Consider the following 20,813-nt stretch of genomic DNA (forward strand, 5'->3'; position numbering starts at 1 on the left):
ATCTAATAACCGCCAGCATCTTTATCGGGTGAAAATGTTTCGCCAGGTACCCGGTAAACATTGGTCAGAATGCTACCATCGGATTTAAGCTCCAGCAAACGGTACCCCGGTTGCTGAGCATCGAGCGCAAAATAAGGAGACTTGGGCTTAAACTGGATGCAGGTAGATGGCGTTGCCATCAATTTAAGTGCACCGTGCGGCCCTTTATGCTCAGTATCGATAGTTTGATGGATGTGACCCCAAAGTAAACCTTTTACTTGGGGGTACTGCGCAGCCTTTTCAATGAAATGGCTGCCATTATCCATACAGTGCTGGTCAAGCCAATTACAACCGGCAAGAATCGGATTATGGTGCATCACCAGTAACGTATGACGTTCAGGTTCGGCTGCAATAGCACTATCGATCAAGTCTAATTCAGCGTCGGACATGTGGCCACCTGGGCGACCCCTTACCGTTGAGTCCAACATAAGGATCTGCCAGTTCCCCGCTAAGATACGCTTCTGGCCAAACACTTTAGGCCCTTGCATATGCAGGCTCATGATCCGTGGGTCGTCATGGTTACCTGGAAGATAATGGCAAGGGATCTCTAATGGAGAAATAGCATCGACAAAGCTGTGATATGACTCATTTGAGTAATCTTGGCTGATATCCCCAGTCGCAAGCATGAAGTCTGCGGGGTAGTTGACAGCAGATATGGTGTTAAGCACAGCGCCAAGACTTTGAGCGGTATTAACTCCGAGTAACTGAGCTTCGGGATCGGCAAACAGGTGAGGATCTGTGACTTGCACGATTCTCACACTCTTAGCTTCAGAAATCGAATAAGAGATAGCCGCTTTTAGCAAATTAATTACCCAATAATCAGATCAACTAACAAATTTAGTTAAGTTATCAATCTTTAATAACTCTTCTAGAAAAGCATTGACTTGGTACTTTTCATCTCGATGATGCATATGCATATTTGGATAATCATACACTGGTCGCAATTGATAAATCTGTTGACTAGTTAACACTTCTGCTAATTTAGCATCATGGTAAATGCGCACCGAAACTTTTGGAGTCGTTAGCCAGTCATGACTGCCTACGCAGCGTGAAATCTGCACTAATTGGGTATATCGAGTATTTTCTAACAAGCAAACATCTAACTGACCAAATTCGCCTTTTACCCGCCACTGTTCCCCCTCACAAGGTTCAAGGGTTAGCCAGCGTTGAATATGCATATAGTTACGCCCACAAAGCGCCAAAAACTGACTCACATTAGGCTGATACTTATTTTTTCTTGCAAAGACGACTTTTGACACGGCTCAGTTCCAACTCTTTCTAACTTCATTTCACCACTAAGGCTGTTTACTTCTAACCGTTCAGCTTAATGATATCTTGATAATTTAATTGCAGCCAAAGCAGGCCTATTACGGTAGACGCATTATCAATTCGCCCCGATACCACCATTTGATAGGCTTGCTCTCGGCTCAATACATGAACTCGAATATCTTCTTGTTCATGCTCTAAGCCATGAACCCCTTTTGCCTCTGCGGCACAGATCTTAGCCCAATAAAAGTCAAAACGCTCGCTGGCTCCACCCGGACTTGAGAAGTATTCATTCACTTTCGTTAATTGTTGCGCGTGCAAGCCGGCCTCCTCCTTAAGCTCACGATGGGCAACATCGGCCGAAAGCTGTCCGCTGTCGATCATCCCCGCCACGAGTTCGAGTAACCAAGGGTTTTTACCACTTTCAAGTACGGGAATACGGATCTGCTCAATCAATACCACCTGATCCGAAATGGGGTCGTAGGGTAAGACAACCACGGCATGGCCACGTTCAAATACCTCACGTGACACCTCATCACTCCAGCCACCATTAAACAATCGGTGTTTAAAGCGGTACTCATCCATCTTAAAAAAACCTTTAAATAAGGTATTTTTGCTCAAAAGTTTCACGTCATCACGATTAAATGTGCTGTTCATTTCCAATCCTAAACATAGTTGTTTATAAAGGTTTTCATACCACAATCAACTCACACAAAAATATTAATACTATGATGAAAGCAGTACTAATCATAATGATTAAAAACTGTTACACTTCCGAGTTGACTTAGAATTTGTAGGTTTTTATTATTTAACCCACTAAGTTTAGATGTATTGGGAAGCGTCGGGAAGCGCAAACCGTCTTACTTTTTTGTTATAGGTAAGGCATGGCTAAACATAACAAGTTAAATTCGCTCCTCCGTGGAGAATTTTGTCTAAAAGGACAGCAAATGAAATTCAAAATCCGTTCTCTATGTGCCGCACTAACACTTGCAGCTACCGCACAAGCAGCTCATGCTGATGACCTTCTACAAATATATCAACAAGCATTGACCAGTGATCCCATTGTGCTACAAGCTCAAGCTCAACGTGATGCTTTGTATGAACAGATTGAAGAAAACCGTGCGCCACTACTACCAACCATCAGTGCTAATGTCGGTTACGACAAAGCATGGAATGACCCAAGTGCTGACTCTAGCGGTATTACTGGCGGCATTACGCTTAACCAAGTGATTTACGATCACAGCGCATGGGTAGGCTTAAGCCTAGCCGAAAAAGCCGCTTCTCAAGCAGACTCAGCTTATGCATCGTCGCTACAGAGCTTGATTATCCGTGTCACTAACGCTTATTTTGACGTGTTAACCGCCATGGATGACTATGAGTTTCAAGGCGCAGAAAAGCGTGCGATTGGACGTCAGCTAGAACAGACTAAACAACGTTTTGCTGTAGGTTTGACGGCGATTACTGACGTACACGAAGCACAGGCTCAGTATGACTTAGCTAACGCGCAAGAAATTCTAAGTCAAAACACCCTTGCTAATAGCTATGAAGCATTGCGTGAAATTACAGGTATTGATCATAAGCAGATCGATATCCTAGATATGAATCGCTTTTCAGCAACAGCGGTTGCACCTGCATCTTCAACTGATTGGATTAAGATCGCAGAAACCAACAGCATTGACTTGATGACAACGCGTATCGGTAAAGATATCGCTGAAGAGACTATCACGCTTTACAAAGCTGGCCATATGCCATCACTGAGCTTGAATGCCGGTTATAACAAAGGTATTGAGCAAGAGCCAGGAAATGACTTTGATAACGGTACGGTTGGCGTAACACTAAGCATTCCTATCTTTGAAGGTTTCAAAGTGTCTTCGCGTGTTAACCAAGCACAGTACCAGTATGTAGAAGCAAGCGCGAAACTTGAGCAGACACACCGCCAAGTGGTTAAAAATGTACGCAATAACTTTAACAACGTCGGTGCATCTATCAGCTCTATTCGTGCTTACGAACAATCAGTGATCTCTTCACAGAGCGCATTACAGGCTACCGAAGCGGGTTTTGAAGTGGGTACCCGTACTATCGTTGACGTATTGAACAGTACGCGTAACTTATATGATTCAAAGCGTAAGCTTTCTGATGCGCGTTATGGCTATATCAACTCAATTCTAGCGCTTAAGCAAGCTGCGGGCACCTTGAACGAAGATGATGTTGCCTCAATTAACAGCGGCCTTACAGCTCCAGCAGTGACTAAGTAAGCCTTGTTGTTAAACATATAAAAAAACCGCCAAATGGCGGTTTTTTTTATGTGTTACTTAAGCAAGAATTAGAATACTAGTTCAACACCAGCAAAGTAACCTTTAAACTGCATATCAGCGGTTACGCCATCGAAACCGTTTACGTCAAACTTAAAGTCACGGTAACCCGCGCGAATACGGTAATCTAGTGCTGCACCATCGAAGTTCCAGCCAAGACCCAATGAGTAGTCGTATACACTTGACTCATCGACGCCCATCATCACATCGGCAAAACCGTATAGGCCAAGACCTGGAACGCCAACTTGTGCGTCGATATAACCCATGACGATACCGCTATCGATATTTTTAGTCTCTGGGTGACCAGCATCGGCAACACGGAACTTACCGTCCATCTTCTTGTAAGCTGCACCTAAATCAAGCGCAACGATATCGTTATCTAAGATCTCGTAATAAAGCACAAAATCGGTATTGCTAAGATCTGTAGTACTGTTTACGTCGCCCTGAAAGTTATGACCGTTATAGTTGAAATCAGCGCCGCTCATCTTGCCATCGGCTTCTAAGCTATTTTGTCTAATCTTAACGTTTGGAATAAGCGGAATTGGATGCTCAACAGCTACCCAGATACTGCCCTGCGAAGATGAATCATAGTTAAACTCTTGCTGTGGTTGACCCTTTTCAGCAAAAGTACCATTGGTATCAGCTTTCCAGTAGTCGCCACCAATTTTAAACCCGACAACGGTTGCAGCTTGAGCAGAAGCGCCCACTAATGAACTTAATAGTGCACACGCCAATAACGTCTTTTTCATAGTTAACCTTGAGTTAATAAGTTAGTTAGATCGATAACCGCAGCATTTGCGCGGGAGATGTAGTTCGCCATCACCAAAGAGTGATTAGCGACAACCCCAAAACCTGAACCGTTAAGGATCATCGGGCTCCAAATGGGTTGTTGTGTTTCTTCTAGCTCACGAATAATCTGACGCAGACTCACCTGAGCATTTTTCTTTTGTAATACATCGGCGAAATCGACTTCGATCGCCTTCATAAAATTCAGCAATGCCCATGTGGCACCACGAGTCTCATAGAAAACATCATCGATTTTCCACCAGCTAGTTTTAATCTCTTGGGCGCCAGCCCCTGGTGTTGATTGTCTTGCGGCGCTATCACCTGATAAGTCTGTATTTAGACGCTCTTGCCCCACGCTTGCAGACAGATTTTGTGACATGCTGCCTAGGCGCTTTTGCACCTCTTTAAGCCACTCATTTAAGTTATCGGCACGAGCGTAAAACTGCGCGTCAGGGTTTTCTGTGGCCATCATACGAGCGCGATAAAGCTTAAGTAGCTTTACTGCGTCACGATACTCACTCTCGGCGCTAGGTACTAACCAACTAGTATGCTCAATATTAAGCTTTGAATGTGCCGCTAACAGATCTTTGTCTGCACTAGATTGCGACTGGGAACGGCTGAACTCTTTACGCATAATTAGCGCCAAATCTCGCGTCTGCTCAATGGCTCCAAACTCAAACGCAGGCATGTTGTCCATGAAGATCGATGGTGGCGTCACATCATTTGAAAGCCAACCTCCAGGCTTATCTAGCAGAGCTTCAATAGTCAAAATCAATGCGCTGGTTGTTGCATAACCAATAACATTGTCGACACTTTGTTGATTATATGCATTTTGCTCAATAGGGTCAGGCTCTACACTCCACCAGACACTAATTAGATAGCCAATCAAGAAAACAACAATAACGGCTGCTAAGATTTTCTTCCATGTCACTTGCATTTGACTTGCTCCTTAGTGGTGATGATGCTGGTGAGCACTATCGCTTTGCTCTGCTTGTTTCTTAACGGGTAAGCTAATCTTTTGCTCTGTTCCATCGGCAAACTTAAGCGTCATATCAACGCTAGAATCGATAACTAACGGAGAGTTTAGCCCCATTAACATAATATGGTTTCCTGATTCTGACAGCACTAGACTCCCATGAGAGTCTATATCAAAGCCATCAACTTGGCGCATTTTGATCATGCCCCCCTCTTCAATCAGAGTGTGTAACTGTGCTTCTTTAGCAAATGACGCTTCGACGGCGACTAATCGAGTCGCATCACCGTGATTCTCAATGGTGATATATGCGGCGCTATTCGGCACGGTTGCAGGCATGGCGCGCACATAACCATCAACGAGTACCACTTGCGCATAAGCAGTAAAGGACAAACAGCTTAAAATGCCAAGGTTAAACAGTTGTTTGAATATTAGCTTCAATGTCTTAAACTCCATGTAAACCCAATTCGTAAAATGAGGACATAACGAATGAGCACGATTCAGGTTAGGGACGATAATGGGGTACGTATTATTACGTTTAATCGTCCGGATAAGCGTAATGCGCTTAACCTACAAATGTATACACAACTAACAGAATACCTTATCCAAGGTGAGTCGGACAATGAAATTCGAGCCTTTATGTTTCGCGGTCAAGCAGATTGCTTTACTTCGGGTAACGATGTCGCTGACTTCTTACAAAATAGTAGCTTAGGTGGCGAACACCCGGCTTTTCGCTTCCTTTTCTGTTTATTAGATCTTAAAAAGCCTGTGGTTGCCGCAGTAACTGGAGCTGCGGTAGGAATAGGCACGACCATGTTGCTACATTGCGATTTAGTTTATGCCGATAACAGCGCTAAATTTCAACTACCTTTCGTACAGCTAGCCTTAGTTCCTGAGGCGGGGGCGAGTATGTTACTACCTCAAGTTGTCGGACAAACAAGAGCAAGCGAGCTTTTACTGCTAGGTGAAAGCTTTAATGCCACTCAAGCACATGCATACGGACTCATTAACGATATTGTAGAAAGTGAGGCTATTTTTGAATATGCCTTAAAGCGTGCTCATCAATTAGCGGCTCTACCACCTATTTCACTGCAGTCGACCAAGAAGTTGATCCGCTATAACAAAGAAGCGGTGCGGGCACAGATGGAAAAAGAGCTCATAGAGTTTGAGGCTAGGCTTGCAAGTGATGAAGCTAAAGCAAAGTTTGCTGCGTTTTTAAATCGTTAATACTGTCTCGTATAAGACATTGAGTACGGATGCTAGACGTTGTTTTTAGCATCCGTGTTTCATTGGTATTATTACCTGAGATTGACAATGTGCTTGAGCACGAACTGAGGCGATATATTTCAAGGGAGTTAGCACTCTCATTCAATTTTCCTCTTTCTCATTATTTTATACGTCTGCATTAACATGGCTTTTCCCATTTAGGCAGCACTAAAGCTAATACAAAATAGATAAGCAAGCCCATCGCTGGATTACAAAATATCGCTACAGCGCAAACCACTCGGGTCCACATGCAAGACCAGTCAAACTTATCGGCCATCGCCGCACTAACACCGCAGACTAATGAGCGTGGGTCTTTTAAACGTTCTACAAAATCAACCATGATTAACTCCCTTTTCGATTAATCTTCTAACTTGTGCCACTCTAATGAACACACCAAACAGGCGAACATCACTAGACTAACAACGGGCAATAGCAACAGAGCCATAAACTGAGCTAAGAACAACATAATTAATCCTTAGTTACCGCACTAGTCACTAATGGCTGATCTTTGTTTTCAGCGGCAAGTTGCTCGTTAGTAACTTGCTCTTCACTTGCCATATCAAACAACATTTCAGACATTTGAGCTTGAATAGAAAGACTTAACTCTGTCTGAGCCTTTGTCATCATATCTTGCATCTGAGCAGAAATATTTTGCTCGATATTATTAGCTACATCACTAACAAGAGAGGTTTCAGCATGGACGGTCGCACTTGTACCAAGAAGTAGAGCAGTGAATACCGAAGCTTTAACGGTTTTTAATACAGTAGAGTTAAACATAATGGATTCCTTTTCGAGTTTGGCCTAATTGCATAGTTCTTAAATTGAGTTCTTAATTACAGAGAAGCTAATTACATCTTTCTCTAAATTACATAAGAACTAATACAAGCAGTGTGCCAACTTTGCCAGAATGAAATAACAGCATGTTTTTAAAGAAGAATAACTCTAGATGGGAATAGTGAATGGCAGAGCAATATTTAAACAATAAAAGATATTAGTGAAACTCACCATGCTCTGGTGAATTTCACTAAACAAAGTAACTATAAGCTCACAATGCCGTTCATTTCGGCTCTAGCTTGAGTTACCACTTCAATTCCAGCGCCTTGTTTATGGGCATTTTCACTTAGATAACGACGCCATACACGCGAACCCACTTCACCTTGATACAAGCCTATGATGTGGCGAGTGATATGATTTAAGCGGCCACCTTGCTGTAGATGTTTCTCTATATAAGGAAGTAGTTTCTCCAAAACAGCATCTCGACTTATTACTGGCGTATCTATACCACATAGCTTTTGATCGACTTCAGCCAAAATATATGGGTTTTGGTAAGCTTCGCGGCCAACCATAACGCCATCAAGGTGCTGCAGGTGTGTTTGACACTCTTCTAGCGTTTTAATGCCACCATTGATACTGATGTTCAGCTGCGGATAATCACGCTTAAGTTGATACACACGCTCATAATCTAATGGCGGGATCTCGCGATTCTCTTTTGGACTTAAGCCTTGGAGCCATGCCTTACGAGCATGAATGGTAAACTCCTCACAACCCGCCGCTTTAACAGTATCGATAAACTGAGTTAAAAACTCATAGCTATCTTGCTCGTCAATGCCGATACGGGTTTTAACCGTAATAGGGATGTCAACGACTTGCTTCATTGCCGACACACACTCGGCAACAAGTTCAGGCTCAGCCATTAGGCAGGCACCAAAACGACCATTCTGTACTCTATCCGATGGGCAACCCACATTAAGGTTAACCTCATCATAACCCCGTTCGGCAGCGAGCTTGGCACAAGCCGCTAGATCGGCTGGATTTGATCCACCCAGTTGCAATGCGAGTGGATGCTCTTCTTGGTTATAAGCGAGGTAATCACCGCGTCCATGCAAGATAGCGCCAGTCGTTACCATTTCGGTATATAGCAGCACCTGCGAAGACATCAAACGAGCAAAATAACGATAATGCCTGTCGGTCCAATCCAGCATGGGAGCGATTGAGAAGGTGCGGTTGATTGGTCTAACTGACATAAACTATTTATCCAACTCTTTATAATGACTTTACTCACCGAAATCTAAGGGGGAGTATCTATTTAGTAAAACTCTCACTCCACTGTCCAAGCCATGATAGCTACCACTGTAAGAGCGGACTATACAAAGGAGGAGAAAACTGCTGAAGCGTAATAATGGCGCATTATAGCACTACATCTCGAGTTAGAAGAAAGCCCCGCTGGGAATGTTTAGCAGTTCATAGATAAGTAATGGCTATTTATGAGATTTAACAATATAGGATTCCAGCGTTCGCTGAAGCCACAATGGAGTCTGTACCTTGCCATCTAAAGCCCGTTTGAGCCATAAATAAACAGTCGGATGGGAGAAGCCTTTCAGTAAAAACTGATCCTCAGCGTATTCCATTTTACACGCCTTGAGCCCGTTAATACTGGCTAAAAAACCCACCGCACTTTTAACACCAACTATCATAAAGGCATTGGAATTTAATAAACTACTTGCGGCACTGCCTAAATCTGGAGCCGTAGCATAGGTCTGCATCGGCTTACCCTTGATTTTTGCATAAACACTGATAGGAGATTTATTGGCAGGGAATGGCATCGTCACCAGCTTCACTATGGGGTAATCAATCATGTTATCAATCGTTGGTGAATCCCAAATAGGATGCCCAGCTCGGGCGATAAGATAACCACCTCGATGCTGGATAATTGACTTTGATAACAACTCTTTTCTAGTTGAGGGCTTAAAACAAATTACCGCATCAATTTCACCATCAATTAATTGCTGCTCACTTCTCTCAGACCAGGCAACGGTGGATATCGGAATACTGTCGCTGACACTATTGTTATCAGCCTCTTCAATAACCTGCTGAGCTAAACCGATTTCCAATTGAGGCACTGTACTAATGACTATTTGCGGTTCAGGCGTAGAGAGACTATTAATAACATCAGTTTCAACTTCGCCAGCACAAGATAAAATATCTGAAAATGATTGATACAAACTATGCGCAAGCTCTGTGGCCATCATTTTATTATTCGTACGAATAAATAATGGATCATCAAATACATCTCTTAGTGCATTTAAGGCACGACTCACCTTAGGCTGTGAGGTCCCCAGTGTAAGAGCCACTTCTTTGGTACTATTTTTAATATAAAGTTGGCAAAATATTTCTATGCTAGAAAGACTAACGCTACTTAATATCTTCATTATAGCCTTCACTATCTGAGGTTATATTTGCTTGAATATAACGATGAATCTCCTCGCCTATCCAGCTAGGGGAAGTTGTGTTCTTACGCATCTGTGTCAAATAATAATGGTCGCAACCACTTCTTTGATTAATCGATTCACATAAGCTTTTCTCTAATTTTAATGCACCAATATTGCCTCGTTGACATAAAAACTCAACGGCATCCATATGGCTTAAAAGCGCAATTGCATCACTCTGCTCTAACTGCAGCATGAGATCCGCTAAAAAACAAACTTTCACAACTAACTTCAATTTGCGTTCGACATCTAAGGCATAGCACTCCAGCGGATCAATCACATCGTTGATCTCATTACCTGAAAAACTTATGTATGGATAATCAAATATATCATCAAGCCCCAATGGCTGTTGGTGGCTCAATAATGGATGGCCTTGTTTAGCAACCAGCACATAGTTACTTGATGTTACAATTAAACTTGAAGTCAATTGTTCAGTATTATAAGCACCATAAGTTACCGCAATATCAACATGTTGCTGCTTTATAAGCTCAGCCACATTGCTAGTGCAAGGCTTAATGTGAAAGAGAAAAGAGTCTTGCTCTTCATGGGCCCTAGCTTGTAAATGATTAAGCAGGTTTAACGATAATGTCGGTGGGCAAGCAATCACCAGCTTACGGGTTCGCAAGTTATCCGTACCCACTTGGATCTTTTCACAGTGTTTAGCAAGCTCAACGATACGCTTCATTTTGGGATAAATATCGTTTGCCAAATCACTGGTCTCAAACCCTTGTTGTTTACGAATAAACAGCGGCGCATTCAAAGAGTGCCTCAACGACTTAAGGCTCCGGCTGATTTTAGAGCTCGGCACACCTAAAGTTTGGCTAACGGCTGTCGCATTGAGTGACTCATACAATAAAACAAAGACTTGAATATCAAATAGACTATTAACGCTTAACTTGCTCATTTTCCCTCAAAGTAATGTGCTAATCCCTAATTAAGCAATCTAAACCATTCACGATGCATTACGTATAAATAGCCTTTACTTTCGTGATTTTCATATTATTTAATACGTCATTTTGTGACTCACATTGGTTATTTTAGCTATCTAGTTCGATTCAAATTTAGGATTTGCAAAATATGAAATTTACATTTTCATATTTTGTAAATTTATAGGTAACACCTAAAAGGCCTGCGCATTCAACAATAATAACCAAGCACAAACCAAACGACAGACTTATAAACCAAAAAATAAGCGCAAAACCAGCCGATCAAGCTGCAAAGATGAGAGTTCATCCAGTGATCCACTTCATATCAAAAACCAAGCAAGATTAATAACATTTCAGTAACCGAGAATGGTTACCTTTAAGGAATGTATGATGATAATGACAAAAAAAACATCAATAGCTTTACTGATTGGATCGGCTTTATTTATAGGTGGTTGCTCAGATGGTAAAGACGGTAAGGATGGGGAAGATGGTGCACCAGGTGGCGGTGGAGATCCAGGCACTTCAGGACTGCATATTGATATGGCTGCCGAAGCGATAGCGAGTATCAATAACGCAGTCTATAGCGATGGCATCATTGCCCTAGATTTTGAACTTGAAAACAAACAAGGTGTCGGGCTATACGGTTTAAGTTCTGACAACCAATTTCATGACTTCCGTTTCTCGCTAGCGCAGTTACAAAAAACCGAAGGTACAGAGCTAAAACAGTGGTTCTCGTTATTAAATGCAGCAACTAATGATGCAGGAACCACCTTCGAGCAAGGTTTCGAGTCAATTAAAGATTGCGCTGATTGTTTAGTTGATCATAAAGACGGCACCTACACTTATACTTTCAACACTAACCTTACAACGGCTGACGATGCTGCAGGTATCGTCTTCGATCCCGCCTTGACTCAACGCATCGCTATCGAAATGCAATTTGAGTATGACTCTGGCCATGAGCTTGCAGAAAACGCCCATTACGATTGGATCCCTGCGACGAACGCAACTGAAGGTGTTGAGACACGCGATCTTGTCACCCTGCAAACTTGCTACAGCTGTCACCAACCTGCCAGCCTTAAGGCTCACGGTGGCCGCCGTTTAGATATGGAAAACTGCCAGTCTTGTCATAATGGACTTGTTACCGATCCTAATGCTGTCTCGGTAGAGCTAGGGCACATGGTGCACGCGATCCATATGGGCGAAAACCGTGAAGGTAAAGATGCAGAAGGTAATATCATCCCTATGCCTTACACCATCGCAGGCTACGGTGGCGATCATGCGTTTGATTACCCAGCGTTCCCAGCCAAGCCGGTTATGGACTGCGCAACTTGCCACGTGGAAGATGAAGAGCTTGCAGATAAAGATCTATGGTTAGCTAATGCCAACGCTAATGCGTGTACCGGTTGCCATACCGACTCACCAGCAGAGCATAAGTCAGATAAGAATCCAGAGCTTGCTTGTACAGATTGCCACCAAGTTGACCACCGTAAGTTTAATAAGCCGTACGAATCGGCTGCTGCGTATGACGTGAAGTTTGAAAATGTAAAAGTCGAAAACGGTGCTATTAGTTTCGAAGCAAAAGCCCTCGATAGTGAAGGCGCGATTGTTTCAGGCTTAAGTCACAAGGTATATAAATATACTGCGCCAGTGGTACAGGTTTCTTGGAATGTTGAGCAAGATGGCGCAATTGGTGATGCCGCTGCCGACTCTAGCCCGTGGGCACGTGAAATTGAGTTCCTTCGTCCAACAACGACTAACCCATCGCCAGATCATGTATTACCTGACAATGGTGTCATGACGGTTACAGCGAAAGATATGGGTATTCCAGATGGTGTATCTGTAGAGCTTATGCCAATCTTCAGTATCTGTTTTGATGCGCAAGGCGCTGATATTGATTGTGCATCAGATACAGTGGCAGGCAGTGCCTATATCAAGTCAGAGCCACACCGTATCAATATGCCAATAGATGATAAGGGTAACGAGATGACTCGCCGCGCTATCTTAGATGAGGCTAAGTGCCGTGATTGTCACAGTGCTGAAATTCGTCATAAAGATAACGGCCTTGTCGCCTGCGAGGCTTGTCATACCAGTGACCAAGGCTTACAAGATGACACTGTTGATGGCGTAAAACAGTTCCGCGGTGCAGGTTTTGCTTGGAAGGTACACAAGGCATCGGGTCACTATATGAATAAGAAGTATGGTGGTTCAGGTACGGTAATGAAGACCGACTGTGCAACTTGTCACGTGACAGATAAAAACGGTAATGTCGACGGTATCGAGTTAGGACGCGCCAGCGAAGGCCGTACCTATGTGTTCCCAACAAGCAAGACCGATGGCACACCTATGTATGCATCTGCCGATGCGGGTGCTTGTATGACCTGTCATTGGGGCCATGAGAGCGATGCAATGCTGAGCCACTTTAAGAGCAATGGTGGTTACTATGGACCAGTTAAGGTCGATGCGATTATTGGAACAGAAGAAGAAGCTTGCGCCGTATGTCATAGCCCTGCCAAGTTGATGGAAGTACACAATAAGTAAACTGATTCAGCATACTTAAGAAGTCTGAGGCGCCCTCGGGAGCCTCATCTGTTTACCCGATAAAGAGAAACATTCAGGTAAACACCACCTAGGATTAAGGGCGCAGCCCTTACCAGTAATAGAGCCCCTAACTTGTCCCTAGGTCAGCTCTAAGTTACATCTCCCTGCAAAAACCAAAGGCACCCTAAGGTGCCTTTTTGCATTTAACTTAGTAAGCTCGACGGCAAGCTTAGAAAGGTTGGTTTACCATGATCCAGAACTGATTTGACTCAGCGCTAAAGGCCAGCTCAGCACGTACCACTACGCTTTCAACCTCAAAGCGCGCACCGATACCCGCCGACCACTTCAAGTCATCATGCAATGCACTGGCACTAAAGTCATCGCTCACTTGCCCAGCCTCAGCAAATGCCACCCACTGCCACCAAGGAATATCGTATAAGTTAAATACGGGCCACTCTTGCAAAGGTTGCCATCTTGGTTGTACCCGATACTCTGCGCTATAAAGCACGGCTGAACGACCGGTATAGCGCTTGCTGGTGTAGCCACGCAGGCGTTCAAAGCCGCCTAAACTAACGCCGGCAAAACTTGGCGGACGATGCAAATCCTCTTCCGATCCGGAGGTCCATGTGGGTGTATCTGCCAAATAAAAGTTAAACGCTAGAATTTGTTGACCAAACCATTCATTGGAGTCGATAGAAACAAAGGCGCTTTGATCAAACTCCCAAGTGGTCCAACTATTACGCGACCCCGTACCAAAGTCACGAGTCACCTTGAAGCTGGTTTGCCCGCCTTGAGTACTATTTTTACCGTTGTCACGGTTATCCCAGTCAAGCTCGACTGCAAGCCCTTTGGCTTCATCAGGTAGAAAATCAAAGCCCTCTAACTCTCGGCTCTGAGTAAAGGGGCTAAATTTAAGGCTGGTGACACCGGAATAGAGTGGATTCCAACTAATATCACCTCTAGCACGCCCTAGGCTGTTTAACACACCCTGACTTCCGCGACCGATTGGCAAAATATATCGGGCATGAAACTTAGTGTAAGACTCATCACCGAGCGTAACCACGCGCTCTGTATTACCATTAATCGTCGCTTCTGACGGCACGTAATAGACTCCCTCTTGAAAGCGAGCCTGGTAAGTTTCTATCGAGAACAACCATTGTTCAATGGAGGGTATTTGGTAGTCATTAAAACGCAGATAGCTTACCCAACTATTATTAGTGCTATATACGCCAATGCCCAAAATCGAGGACTGAATTTGCCCGGCATGTTTGAGTACACCGGCACCACCAAAGGCGGTACTTAAGCTTTCACTAGAAAAAGCAAAAGGCACGGCTACAAACTCAGCTTTATAATCGGGTAATTGATCTTCAGCCTGCTTAGGCTCAGGCTTAGACTCAGGCTTGGCTTTAGCCTTCGGCGAAACCGACTCGATAATAACGGTTTCTTCACCCGATCGCTGAGCATCGTCCAATTCTGTTGAGGCTTGGGAGGCAAACGCCAGCGGCGACATTAGACCTAAAGCCATAAATGCGCAGTTAAAATTAATGTTCAATGTAAGCGTTCTTCATTCTGGTAAAGGGCATCCTGCCTCAATCACCACTACAGAATAAGTTGTTTATTTGCTCAATCTAGGCAAACTGCGACTCGCGGTGTTAATTTAGTAACAAGCTCGTAGGCGATAGTCCCTATATGCTCTGCAACCTCCTCTACTGGAAGTTCTTTGCCCCAAAGCACAGCTTTATCACCAACGCTATCTTTAGCATCAGCTCCTAGGTCAACGGTCAGCATGTCCATCGAAACGCGGCCAACGATAGGTGCCAATCGACCATTAATTAATACCGGTGTGCCCAATGGCGCATTTCGTGGATAACCATCACCGTAGCCGATAGCAACGACACCGAGCTTGGTATCTTTATCAGCAGTCCAATAACTAGCATAACCGACGGGTTGACCAGCCTTATGGTCACGAATGGCAATCAATTGCGACACAAGCTCCATCGCTGGAATAAGCCCATGCTTAGTCCCCAGATCTCCAACGACAGGAGAGACACCATAAAGCGCTATACCGGGGCGGATCCAATTTGCTTGGCTTTGTTGCCAAAACAGAGCGCCTGCGGAATTGGCTAGAGTGCGATCGCCTGGCAGGTCTTTCGTTAGCGCTTCGAAAACCGCTAACTGCTCAGCAGTGTATGGATTACTCGGCTCATCAGCGCAGGCAAAGTGGGTCATCAAATTAATTGGCTTGGCGACATTATCACAGTCAAGTAAGCGCTGATAAACCACCTTAAACTCATCAGGCACAAACCCGAGTCGATGCATACCTGAGTCAATTTTCATCCATACGGTGACGGGTTTGTTCAACTCTGCTTGCTCGAGCATTTCGATTTGCGACTCATGATGAACCACAGTCTCAATATCATGCTCAACTAAGGTGACTAAATCGGCTGCGCGGAAAAAGCCTTCCAATAATAAAAGCTTGGCTTTAACACCGCCAGCACGAAGCGCTAATGCTTCTTCGAGGCGGGCTAAACCAAAACCATCGGCATTATCTAAACATTGAGCCACATTGAGTAAGCCATGACCATAGCCATTAGCTTTAACAACCGCCATCACTTTACTCGATGGGGCAAGTTCATGAAGTCTGGCCAAATTATTCTTTAATGCGTGGCGACTAATTTCTGCTCGTGGGAATGGTTTCAAAAGTAACCTTGTCTATCTAATCTAAAAATAAGAGCCTCATTGAGGCTCTATTGTATTTAATCATGGTCCTTAAATGCCTTTATGGACAATAATTAATCTTCTTCGAATTGCGGACCCGCATAATTGTCAAATCGTGAGAATTGGCCTTGGAAGGTTAAGCGTACACGCCCAATAGGGCCGTTACGTTGCTTACCAATAATGATCTCAGCGGTGCCTTTATCTTCGGAGTCGTTGTTATACACTTCATCACGATAAATAAACATGATCAAATCAGCATCCTGCTCAATCGCGCCCGATTCACGCAAATCCGAGTTTACAGGGCGTTTATCGGCACGTTGCTCCAATGAACGGTTAAGCTGTGACAATGCAACCACAGGGATCTCTAGCTCTTTTGCCAAGGCTTTAAGTGAGCGTGAGATTTCTGAAATCTCTAAAGTACGGTTATCTTTTAACGCTGGCACCTGCATCAACTGCAGGTAATCGATCATGATCATCGACAGGCCGCCGTATTCTCGGGCGACACGTCTGGCTCGGCTGCGTACATCGGTTGGGGTTAATCCTGAGCCATCATCGATATACATCTTACCTTGCTCAAGCATGATCCCCATTGTAGAGGAAACGCGCGCCCAATCGTCATCATCTAACTGACCGGTACGAATTTTTGTCTGGTCGACACGGCCTAAGGATGCCAACATACGCATCATGATCTGTTCTGAAGGCATCTCCAAGCTGAAAATTAGCACGGGCTTGTCTTCATGCAGCGCCGCCTGTTCACACAAGTTCATCGCAAAGGTGGTTTTACCCATAGATGGACGCGCGGCAACGATGATCAAGTCGCCCGATTGAAAACCTGCCGTCATATTATCTAAGTCGCCAAAACCGCTAGAAACCCCGGTGACACCGTTAGTAGGGTTATTGTAGAGCGCTTCAATCTTATCGACAGTTTTTTCAAGAATCGTCTTAATGCCTTCAGGACCTTCGTTGGCATTGGCGCGCTGTTCGGCAATTTTAAAGACTTTGGTTTCGGCTAAATCGAGCAGTTCACTCGAATTACGTCCTTCTGGATTAAAACCTGCGTCGGCAATTTCGTTGGCCACTTTAATCATATCGCGAACAACGGCACGCTCACGCACAATATTGGCATAAGAGAGGATGTTACCCGCACTCGGGGTATTTTTAGCTATCTCTCCGATATAGGCAAAACCGCCCACATCTTCGAGTTGGTCTTCAAGCTCCAACTGTTCAGATACGGTAATCAAGTCAATAGGTTGACCCGCACTAACCAAAGATTCCATCGCGGTGAAAATTGTGGCGTGGGCACGAGAATAGAAATCTTCTTTTACAACGGCTTCAGCCACTCTGTCCCAAGCTTCAGAGTCCAACATCAAGCCACCGAGAACCGATTGTTCAGCTTCAATTGAATGCGGTGGCATCTTCAGCGCGTCCATCTGAAGATCTCTTGGTTTCTCTTTGCCCTTAAAGGCGCGTTGTTGTGACATTAAATCTCCAAAATTCCAACGTTTAAGCAAAATGTGGTATAAAACTGGGGTAAAACAAAGCAGGCATTTAACATCATACGACCTGCAACTAAAAAAACACTATAACAATATTAAGGAAAGAACATGCGCAATGCATTGATTGCCGCCATCGCTCTATCGACGGGGATGCTGCCATCAGCCGTAGCATTGGCCGATGAAGGACAATGGCAACCCTATCAAATGCCCTCTATCGCCGATAAGCTTAGCGAACGTGGCATCGACATTCCGGCTAAACAGTTAGCGGACTTAACCAGCTACCCAATGAATGCAGTAGTTGGCCTCGGCTATTGTACCGCCAGTTTTGTTTCGCCCCAAGGCTTAGTTGTGACAAACCATCATTGCGCCTATCGAGCGATTCAATATAACAGCAAAAAAGAGCACAATTATCTCGCCGATGGCTTTTTAGCAACCAGTAAAGACAAAGAGCCAACAGCGGGTCCGAACGAGCGCCTCTATATAACCGAAGCGGTTACCGATGTCTCTGAGCAGGTTAAGAAAGATATCGGCGAAGAGCCACTCAAGCGCTACGAAAATATCCAAGCTAACCGCAAGGCGCTCATCAAAGAGTGTGAAAGCGATGATAACTATCGCTGCTCAGTGCGAAGCTTCCACAACGGCCTAGAATATTATCTGATTAAGCAGCTGATTATTCGTGATGTACGCCTAGTGTACGCGCCTCCTGAAAGCGCCGGTGCCTTTGGCGGTGATATCGACAACTACGAATATCCTCGCCACTCAGCCGACTTTACCTTCCTGCGCGCCTACGTTGGTAAAGATGGCAAACCAGCAGCATTTGCCGAAGACAACGTGCCTTATGTACCGAAGAGCTACTTAAAGATCAATGCAGACGGCGTAAAAGCTGGCGACGGTGTATTTGTCGCGGGTTACCCAGGCTCTACTAGTCGCTACCGTTTAACCAGCGAACTTAAGTTTGCTAGCGATTGGTTATATCCAACGCTAGCGACACGCTATCAGCTGCGTATCGATACTATCGAAACCATGAGCGCTAACGATAAAGACGTTAAAATCAAGTATGCAGGCACATTAGCTGGCATGGCAAACCGTATGAAGAAGTACAACGGTTTGTTAGATGGTTTTAAGGCCACCGATATCACAGGTATCAAGCAAAGCCGTGAAGATGATTTTAGCGCATGGCTGGCAAAAGATGCTGAGTATCAATCATTCCAAACTCAGTTTGATGAGCTTGAAACCTTACTGGTTGAGCAGCGTCTGCAACGTCAAGGTCGCTACTACTTTGAGAATGCCCAGAGCAGTACCCTGCTATCGACGGCGAATAAGCTCTACCGTCTAGCCAAAGAGAAACAGAAGAGCGATGCCGAGCGTGAAGAGGGCTACCAAGAGCGCGATATGAAGATGTTTAAAGCGCGCCTTAAGCGTCTAGACTCAAGCTTTGCCATTAGCGTCGACAAGACACTGTGGATGCAAGACTTGGAGGCCTATCTTGCCCAAGATAATCGCGTAGCTCAGTTAGACGCCATGTTGAATGAAGGTGATAGTGATAGCGAGATCGGCCTAAGCGAAAAGCTTGATGCACTCTATGCGCTTAGCTCGCTAACCGACAAAGACAAGCGCCTAGCGTGGATGGACGCCGACGCGGCAGATTTTGAAACCAGTGCCGACCCATTTATCCGCTTAGCTGTTGCCCTGTACCCGCAAAACATGCAGGCAGAGGTGGATGCTAAGACACTCGCGGGTAAGCTCTCGAAATCACGTCCAGACTACATGAAAGCCGTTATTGCTTACAACAAAGCCAATGGCTGGCCTGTATACCCAGATGCCAACGGTACACTGCGGATCACTTACGGTATGGTCGATGGTTACCAGTCAACCGATGCGCTTTATAAGCAGCCATTTACCCGCTTAGAAGGCATTACAGCTAAGCATACAGGCGAAGAGCCGTTTAACGCGCCAGCTAAGTTGTTAGAGGCCATTGAAGCTAAACGATACGGCAGCCATGCTGTTGAAACCGTTTATCAAGATCCTGCCTCGTGGATTTGTCGTCTGTTCTCCTGCTTAGATAAGCCTGAGAGCTTTGGTTCCGTGCCAGTAAACTTCCTATCAAGCGTCGATACCACGGGGGGGAACTCAGGTTCACCAGTATTTAATGGTAAAGGTGAGCTCGTCGGTCTAAATTTTGACTCAACTTACGAAGCGATTACCAAAGATTGGTTCTTTAACCCAACCATCACCCGTGCCGTGCATGTGGATATTCGCTACATTCTATGGATGATGGATGAAGTCGATAACGCTCAAAATCTGATTCAAGAGTTAGACTTAGTGAACAACTAATTCGGTCCGATTATAGATAAAGCAAAAAGGCATCTGAGCAGCGCTCATATGCCTTTTTTATTTGCACGGCTATTCATGCCCTACCTCCCTACTTTTCTTCGAACCATCTTTATAAACCCATCTCAATATCTAGATAGGTTTTTATGCCAACAAGCTTTTTGTATTGGCTTTGTATATTGTTGCTTGAGCTCAACACAAAATGCGACCGATATTCACGGGATAAAGCCTGACCTACAGCAAACCGTCTTTCAGTTTCAACTATTCCTACTTTTCCTACTTTTCCTACTTTTCCTGCTTTTCCTGCTTTTCCTGCTTTTCCTGCTTTTCCTGCTTTTCCTGCTTTTCCTGCAATGCTATTTTTCAGGCATAAAAAAACACCGCGCTAATAAATTAGGGCGGTGTTTTTATTAAAGCATTTGCTTAGAGCAAATTATTAAGCTTCTGCAACAACAGAAAGTTTAACGATTGCTTTAACTTCAGTGTGAACTTGAACTTCAACTTCGAATTCACCAGTAGTGCGGATAGCACCTAGTGGAAGACGAACTTCGCTCTTAGCTAGTTCAACACCAGCAGCTGTAACTGCATCAGCGATATCACGGTTGCCAATTGAACCGAATAGCTTGCCTTCGTCACCAGCTTTAGAAGCGATAACAACAGACTCAAGTGCAGAGATTTTCTCAGCGCGTTGAGTAGCAGCAGCTAGGTCAGCAGCTAACTTAGCTTCTAGATCAGCACGACGTGCTTCAAAAACTTCAGTGTTAGCAGCGTTAGCAACAACAGCTTTACCTTGTGGTAAAAGGAAGTTACGTGCGTAACCCGCTTTTACAGAAACTTGGTCACCCAAGTTGCCTAGGTTAGCGATTTTATCAAGTAAAATAACGTTCATTTTATAT

19 protein-coding genes are annotated in these 20,813 nt (G+C 44.5%); 4 read left to right on the forward strand and 15 right to left on the reverse strand.

Annotated features, from left to right (window positions below; genetic code table 11):
* Nucleotides 1-2: 2 nt before the first annotated feature.
* From cpdA to nudF, 3 genes are read right to left on the reverse strand one after another with little or no spacing between them, the layout of a single operon-like run.
* Nucleotides 3-842, reverse strand: coding sequence for a 3',5'-cyclic-AMP phosphodiesterase (gene cpdA, locus SHAL_RS18905; RefSeq protein WP_012278714.1), 840 nt, complete (start codon nt 840-842; stop codon nt 3-5).
* Between the two features lie 21 nt (nt 843-863).
* Nucleotides 864-1,298 carry a DUF1249 domain-containing protein gene (locus SHAL_RS18910; RefSeq protein WP_012278715.1) on the reverse strand — a complete coding sequence of 145 codons (435 nt, stop codon included), beginning with the start codon at nt 1,296-1,298 and terminating at the stop codon, nt 864-866.
* A 52-nt stretch (nt 1,299-1,350) separates the two neighbouring features.
* Entirely contained in the window at nt 1,351-1,962 is a 612-nt protein-coding gene (gene nudF / locus SHAL_RS18915; protein WP_012278716.1) for an ADP-ribose diphosphatase, read from the reverse strand.
* Between the two features lie 290 nt (nt 1,963-2,252).
* Between nudF and tolC the strand changes: the two genes are divergently transcribed.
* On the forward strand, nt 2,253-3,560 hold the full coding sequence (gene tolC, locus SHAL_RS18920; RefSeq protein ID WP_012278717.1) for an outer membrane channel protein TolC: 1,308 nt from the start codon (nt 2,253-2,255) through the stop codon (nt 3,558-3,560).
* A gap of 68 nt (nt 3,561-3,628) precedes the next feature.
* Here the strand turns inward: tolC and SHAL_RS18925 are convergent, their stop codons facing one another.
* Genes SHAL_RS18925 through SHAL_RS18935 form a run of 3 tightly spaced genes read right to left on the reverse strand, consistent with a single transcriptional unit; the run spans nt 3,629 to nt 5,832 of the window.
* Nucleotides 3,629-4,366: a TIGR04219 family outer membrane beta-barrel protein gene (locus tag SHAL_RS18925; protein WP_012278718.1), complete on the reverse strand. Its 738-nt coding sequence runs from the start codon at nt 4,364-4,366 to the stop codon at nt 3,629-3,631.
* A gap of 2 nt (nt 4,367-4,368) precedes the next feature.
* Nucleotides 4,369-5,340, reverse strand: coding sequence for a DUF2333 family protein (locus SHAL_RS18930; RefSeq protein WP_012278719.1), 972 nt, complete (start codon nt 5,338-5,340; stop codon nt 4,369-4,371).
* Nucleotides 5,341-5,352: 12 nt separating this feature from the next.
* A complete protein-coding gene (locus SHAL_RS18935) occupies nt 5,353-5,832 on the reverse strand; it encodes a copper chaperone PCu(A)C (RefSeq protein WP_012278720.1) in 480 nt (159 codons plus the stop codon).
* A gap of 33 nt (nt 5,833-5,865) precedes the next feature.
* Between SHAL_RS18935 and SHAL_RS18940 the strand changes: the two genes are divergently transcribed.
* Nucleotides 5,866-6,603: an enoyl-CoA hydratase-related protein gene (locus SHAL_RS18940; protein ID WP_012278721.1), complete on the forward strand. Its 738-nt coding sequence runs from the start codon at nt 5,866-5,868 to the stop codon at nt 6,601-6,603.
* Between the two features lie 178 nt (nt 6,604-6,781).
* On the opposite strand, the gene SHAL_RS18945 is transcribed toward SHAL_RS18940, so the two are convergent.
* The 5 genes from SHAL_RS18945 to SHAL_RS18965 all read right to left on the reverse strand — a co-directional run bounded on the left by SHAL_RS18945 (nt 6,782) and on the right by SHAL_RS18965 (nt 10,812).
* The gene (locus tag SHAL_RS18945) at nt 6,782-6,982 is read right to left on the reverse strand and encodes a PspC domain-containing protein (protein WP_012278722.1); all 201 of its coding nucleotides are present in this window, start codon (nt 6,980-6,982) and stop codon (nt 6,782-6,784) included.
* A 128-nt stretch (nt 6,983-7,110) separates the two neighbouring features.
* Nucleotides 7,111-7,419: a hypothetical protein gene (locus SHAL_RS18950; RefSeq protein ID WP_012278723.1), complete on the reverse strand. Its 309-nt coding sequence runs from the start codon at nt 7,417-7,419 to the stop codon at nt 7,111-7,113.
* Between the two features lie 260 nt (nt 7,420-7,679).
* Nucleotides 7,680-8,666: a tRNA dihydrouridine(20/20a) synthase DusA gene (gene dusA, locus SHAL_RS18955; protein WP_012278724.1), complete on the reverse strand. Its 987-nt coding sequence runs from the start codon at nt 8,664-8,666 to the stop codon at nt 7,680-7,682.
* Between the two features lie 234 nt (nt 8,667-8,900).
* On the reverse strand, nt 8,901-9,851 hold the full coding sequence (locus SHAL_RS18960; RefSeq protein ID WP_012278725.1) for a LysR family transcriptional regulator: 951 nt from the start codon (nt 9,849-9,851) through the stop codon (nt 8,901-8,903).
* On the reverse strand, nt 9,835-10,812 hold the full coding sequence (locus SHAL_RS18965) for a LysR family transcriptional regulator (RefSeq protein ID WP_012278726.1): 978 nt from the start codon (nt 10,810-10,812) through the stop codon (nt 9,835-9,837). Before SHAL_RS18965 ends, SHAL_RS18960 begins: the two co-directional genes overlap by 17 nt.
* A 418-nt stretch (nt 10,813-11,230) precedes the next feature.
* On the opposite strand from SHAL_RS18965, the gene SHAL_RS18970 reads away from it, so the two are divergent.
* Nucleotides 11,231-13,372: an OmcA/MtrC family decaheme c-type cytochrome gene (locus tag SHAL_RS18970; RefSeq protein ID WP_223296213.1), complete on the forward strand. Its 2,142-nt coding sequence runs from the start codon at nt 11,231-11,233 to the stop codon at nt 13,370-13,372.
* A 229-nt stretch (nt 13,373-13,601) separates the two neighbouring features.
* On the opposite strand, the gene SHAL_RS18975 is transcribed toward SHAL_RS18970, so the two are convergent.
* The 3 genes from SHAL_RS18975 to dnaB form a co-directional block, all read right to left on the reverse strand.
* Entirely contained in the window at nt 13,602-14,897 is a 1,296-nt protein-coding gene (locus SHAL_RS18975; RefSeq protein WP_012278728.1) for a BamA/TamA family outer membrane protein, read from the reverse strand.
* Nucleotides 14,898-14,995: 98 nt separating this feature from the next.
* Nucleotides 14,996-16,072 (reverse strand): alanine racemase, encoded by a 1,077-nt coding sequence (gene alr, locus SHAL_RS18980; RefSeq protein WP_012278729.1) that lies wholly within the window; start codon nt 16,070-16,072, stop codon nt 14,996-14,998.
* A gap of 92 nt (nt 16,073-16,164) precedes the next feature.
* Nucleotides 16,165-17,571: a replicative DNA helicase gene (gene dnaB / locus SHAL_RS18985; protein ID WP_012278730.1), complete on the reverse strand. Its 1,407-nt coding sequence runs from the start codon at nt 17,569-17,571 to the stop codon at nt 16,165-16,167.
* A 123-nt stretch (nt 17,572-17,694) separates the two neighbouring features.
* On the opposite strand from dnaB, the gene SHAL_RS18990 reads away from it, so the two are divergent.
* Entirely contained in the window at nt 17,695-19,920 is a 2,226-nt protein-coding gene (locus SHAL_RS18990) for a S46 family peptidase (protein WP_012278731.1), read from the forward strand.
* A 433-nt stretch (nt 19,921-20,353) separates the two neighbouring features.
* Here SHAL_RS18990 and rplI read toward each other — a convergent pair whose 3' ends face one another.
* Nucleotides 20,354-20,806 (reverse strand): 50S ribosomal protein L9, encoded by a 453-nt coding sequence (rplI, locus tag SHAL_RS18995; RefSeq protein ID WP_012278732.1) that lies wholly within the window; start codon nt 20,804-20,806, stop codon nt 20,354-20,356.
* Nucleotides 20,807-20,813 lie beyond the last annotated feature (7 nt).

Source organism: Shewanella halifaxensis HAW-EB4 (assembly GCF_000019185.1).
Lineage (GTDB): Bacteria > Pseudomonadota > Gammaproteobacteria > Enterobacterales > Shewanellaceae > Shewanella > Shewanella halifaxensis.

Coding starts and splice junctions, on each gene's coding strand:
- nudF (WP_012278716.1), bottom strand. CDS start 1,962: ATGAACAGCACATTTAATCGTGATGACGTGAAACTTTTGAGCAAAAAT.
- tolC (WP_012278717.1), top strand. CDS start 2,253: ATGAAATTCAAAATCCGTTCTCTATGTGCCGCACTAACACTTGCAGCT.
- SHAL_RS18925 (WP_012278718.1), bottom strand. CDS start 4,366: ATGAAAAAGACGTTATTGGCGTGTGCACTATTAAGTTCATTAGTGGGC.
- SHAL_RS18930 (WP_012278719.1), bottom strand. CDS start 5,340: ATGCAAGTGACATGGAAGAAAATCTTAGCAGCCGTTATTGTTGTTTTC.
- SHAL_RS18935 (WP_012278720.1), bottom strand. CDS start 5,832: ATGGAGTTTAAGACATTGAAGCTAATATTCAAACAACTGTTTAACCTT.
- SHAL_RS18940 (WP_012278721.1), top strand. CDS start 5,866: ATGAGCACGATTCAGGTTAGGGACGATAATGGGGTACGTATTATTACG.
- SHAL_RS18945 (WP_012278722.1), bottom strand. CDS start 6,982: ATGGTTGATTTTGTAGAACGTTTAAAAGACCCACGCTCATTAGTCTGC.
- SHAL_RS18950 (WP_012278723.1), bottom strand. CDS start 7,419: ATGTTTAACTCTACTGTATTAAAAACCGTTAAAGCTTCGGTATTCACT.
- dusA (WP_012278724.1), bottom strand. CDS start 8,666: ATGTCAGTTAGACCAATCAACCGCACCTTCTCAATCGCTCCCATGCTG.
- SHAL_RS18960 (WP_012278725.1), bottom strand. CDS start 9,851: ATGAAGATATTAAGTAGCGTTAGTCTTTCTAGCATAGAAATATTTTGC.
- SHAL_RS18965 (WP_012278726.1), bottom strand. CDS start 10,812: ATGAGCAAGTTAAGCGTTAATAGTCTATTTGATATTCAAGTCTTTGTT.
- SHAL_RS18970 (WP_223296213.1), top strand. CDS start 11,231: ATGACAAAAAAAACATCAATAGCTTTACTGATTGGATCGGCTTTATTT.
- SHAL_RS18975 (WP_012278728.1), bottom strand. CDS start 14,897: ATGGCTTTAGGTCTAATGTCGCCGCTGGCGTTTGCCTCCCAAGCCTCA.
- dnaB (WP_012278730.1), bottom strand. CDS start 17,571: ATGTCACAACAACGCGCCTTTAAGGGCAAAGAGAAACCAAGAGATCTT.
- SHAL_RS18990 (WP_012278731.1), top strand. CDS start 17,695: ATGCGCAATGCATTGATTGCCGCCATCGCTCTATCGACGGGGATGCTG.
- rplI (WP_012278732.1), bottom strand. CDS start 20,806: ATGAACGTTATTTTACTTGATAAAATCGCTAACCTAGGCAACTTGGGT.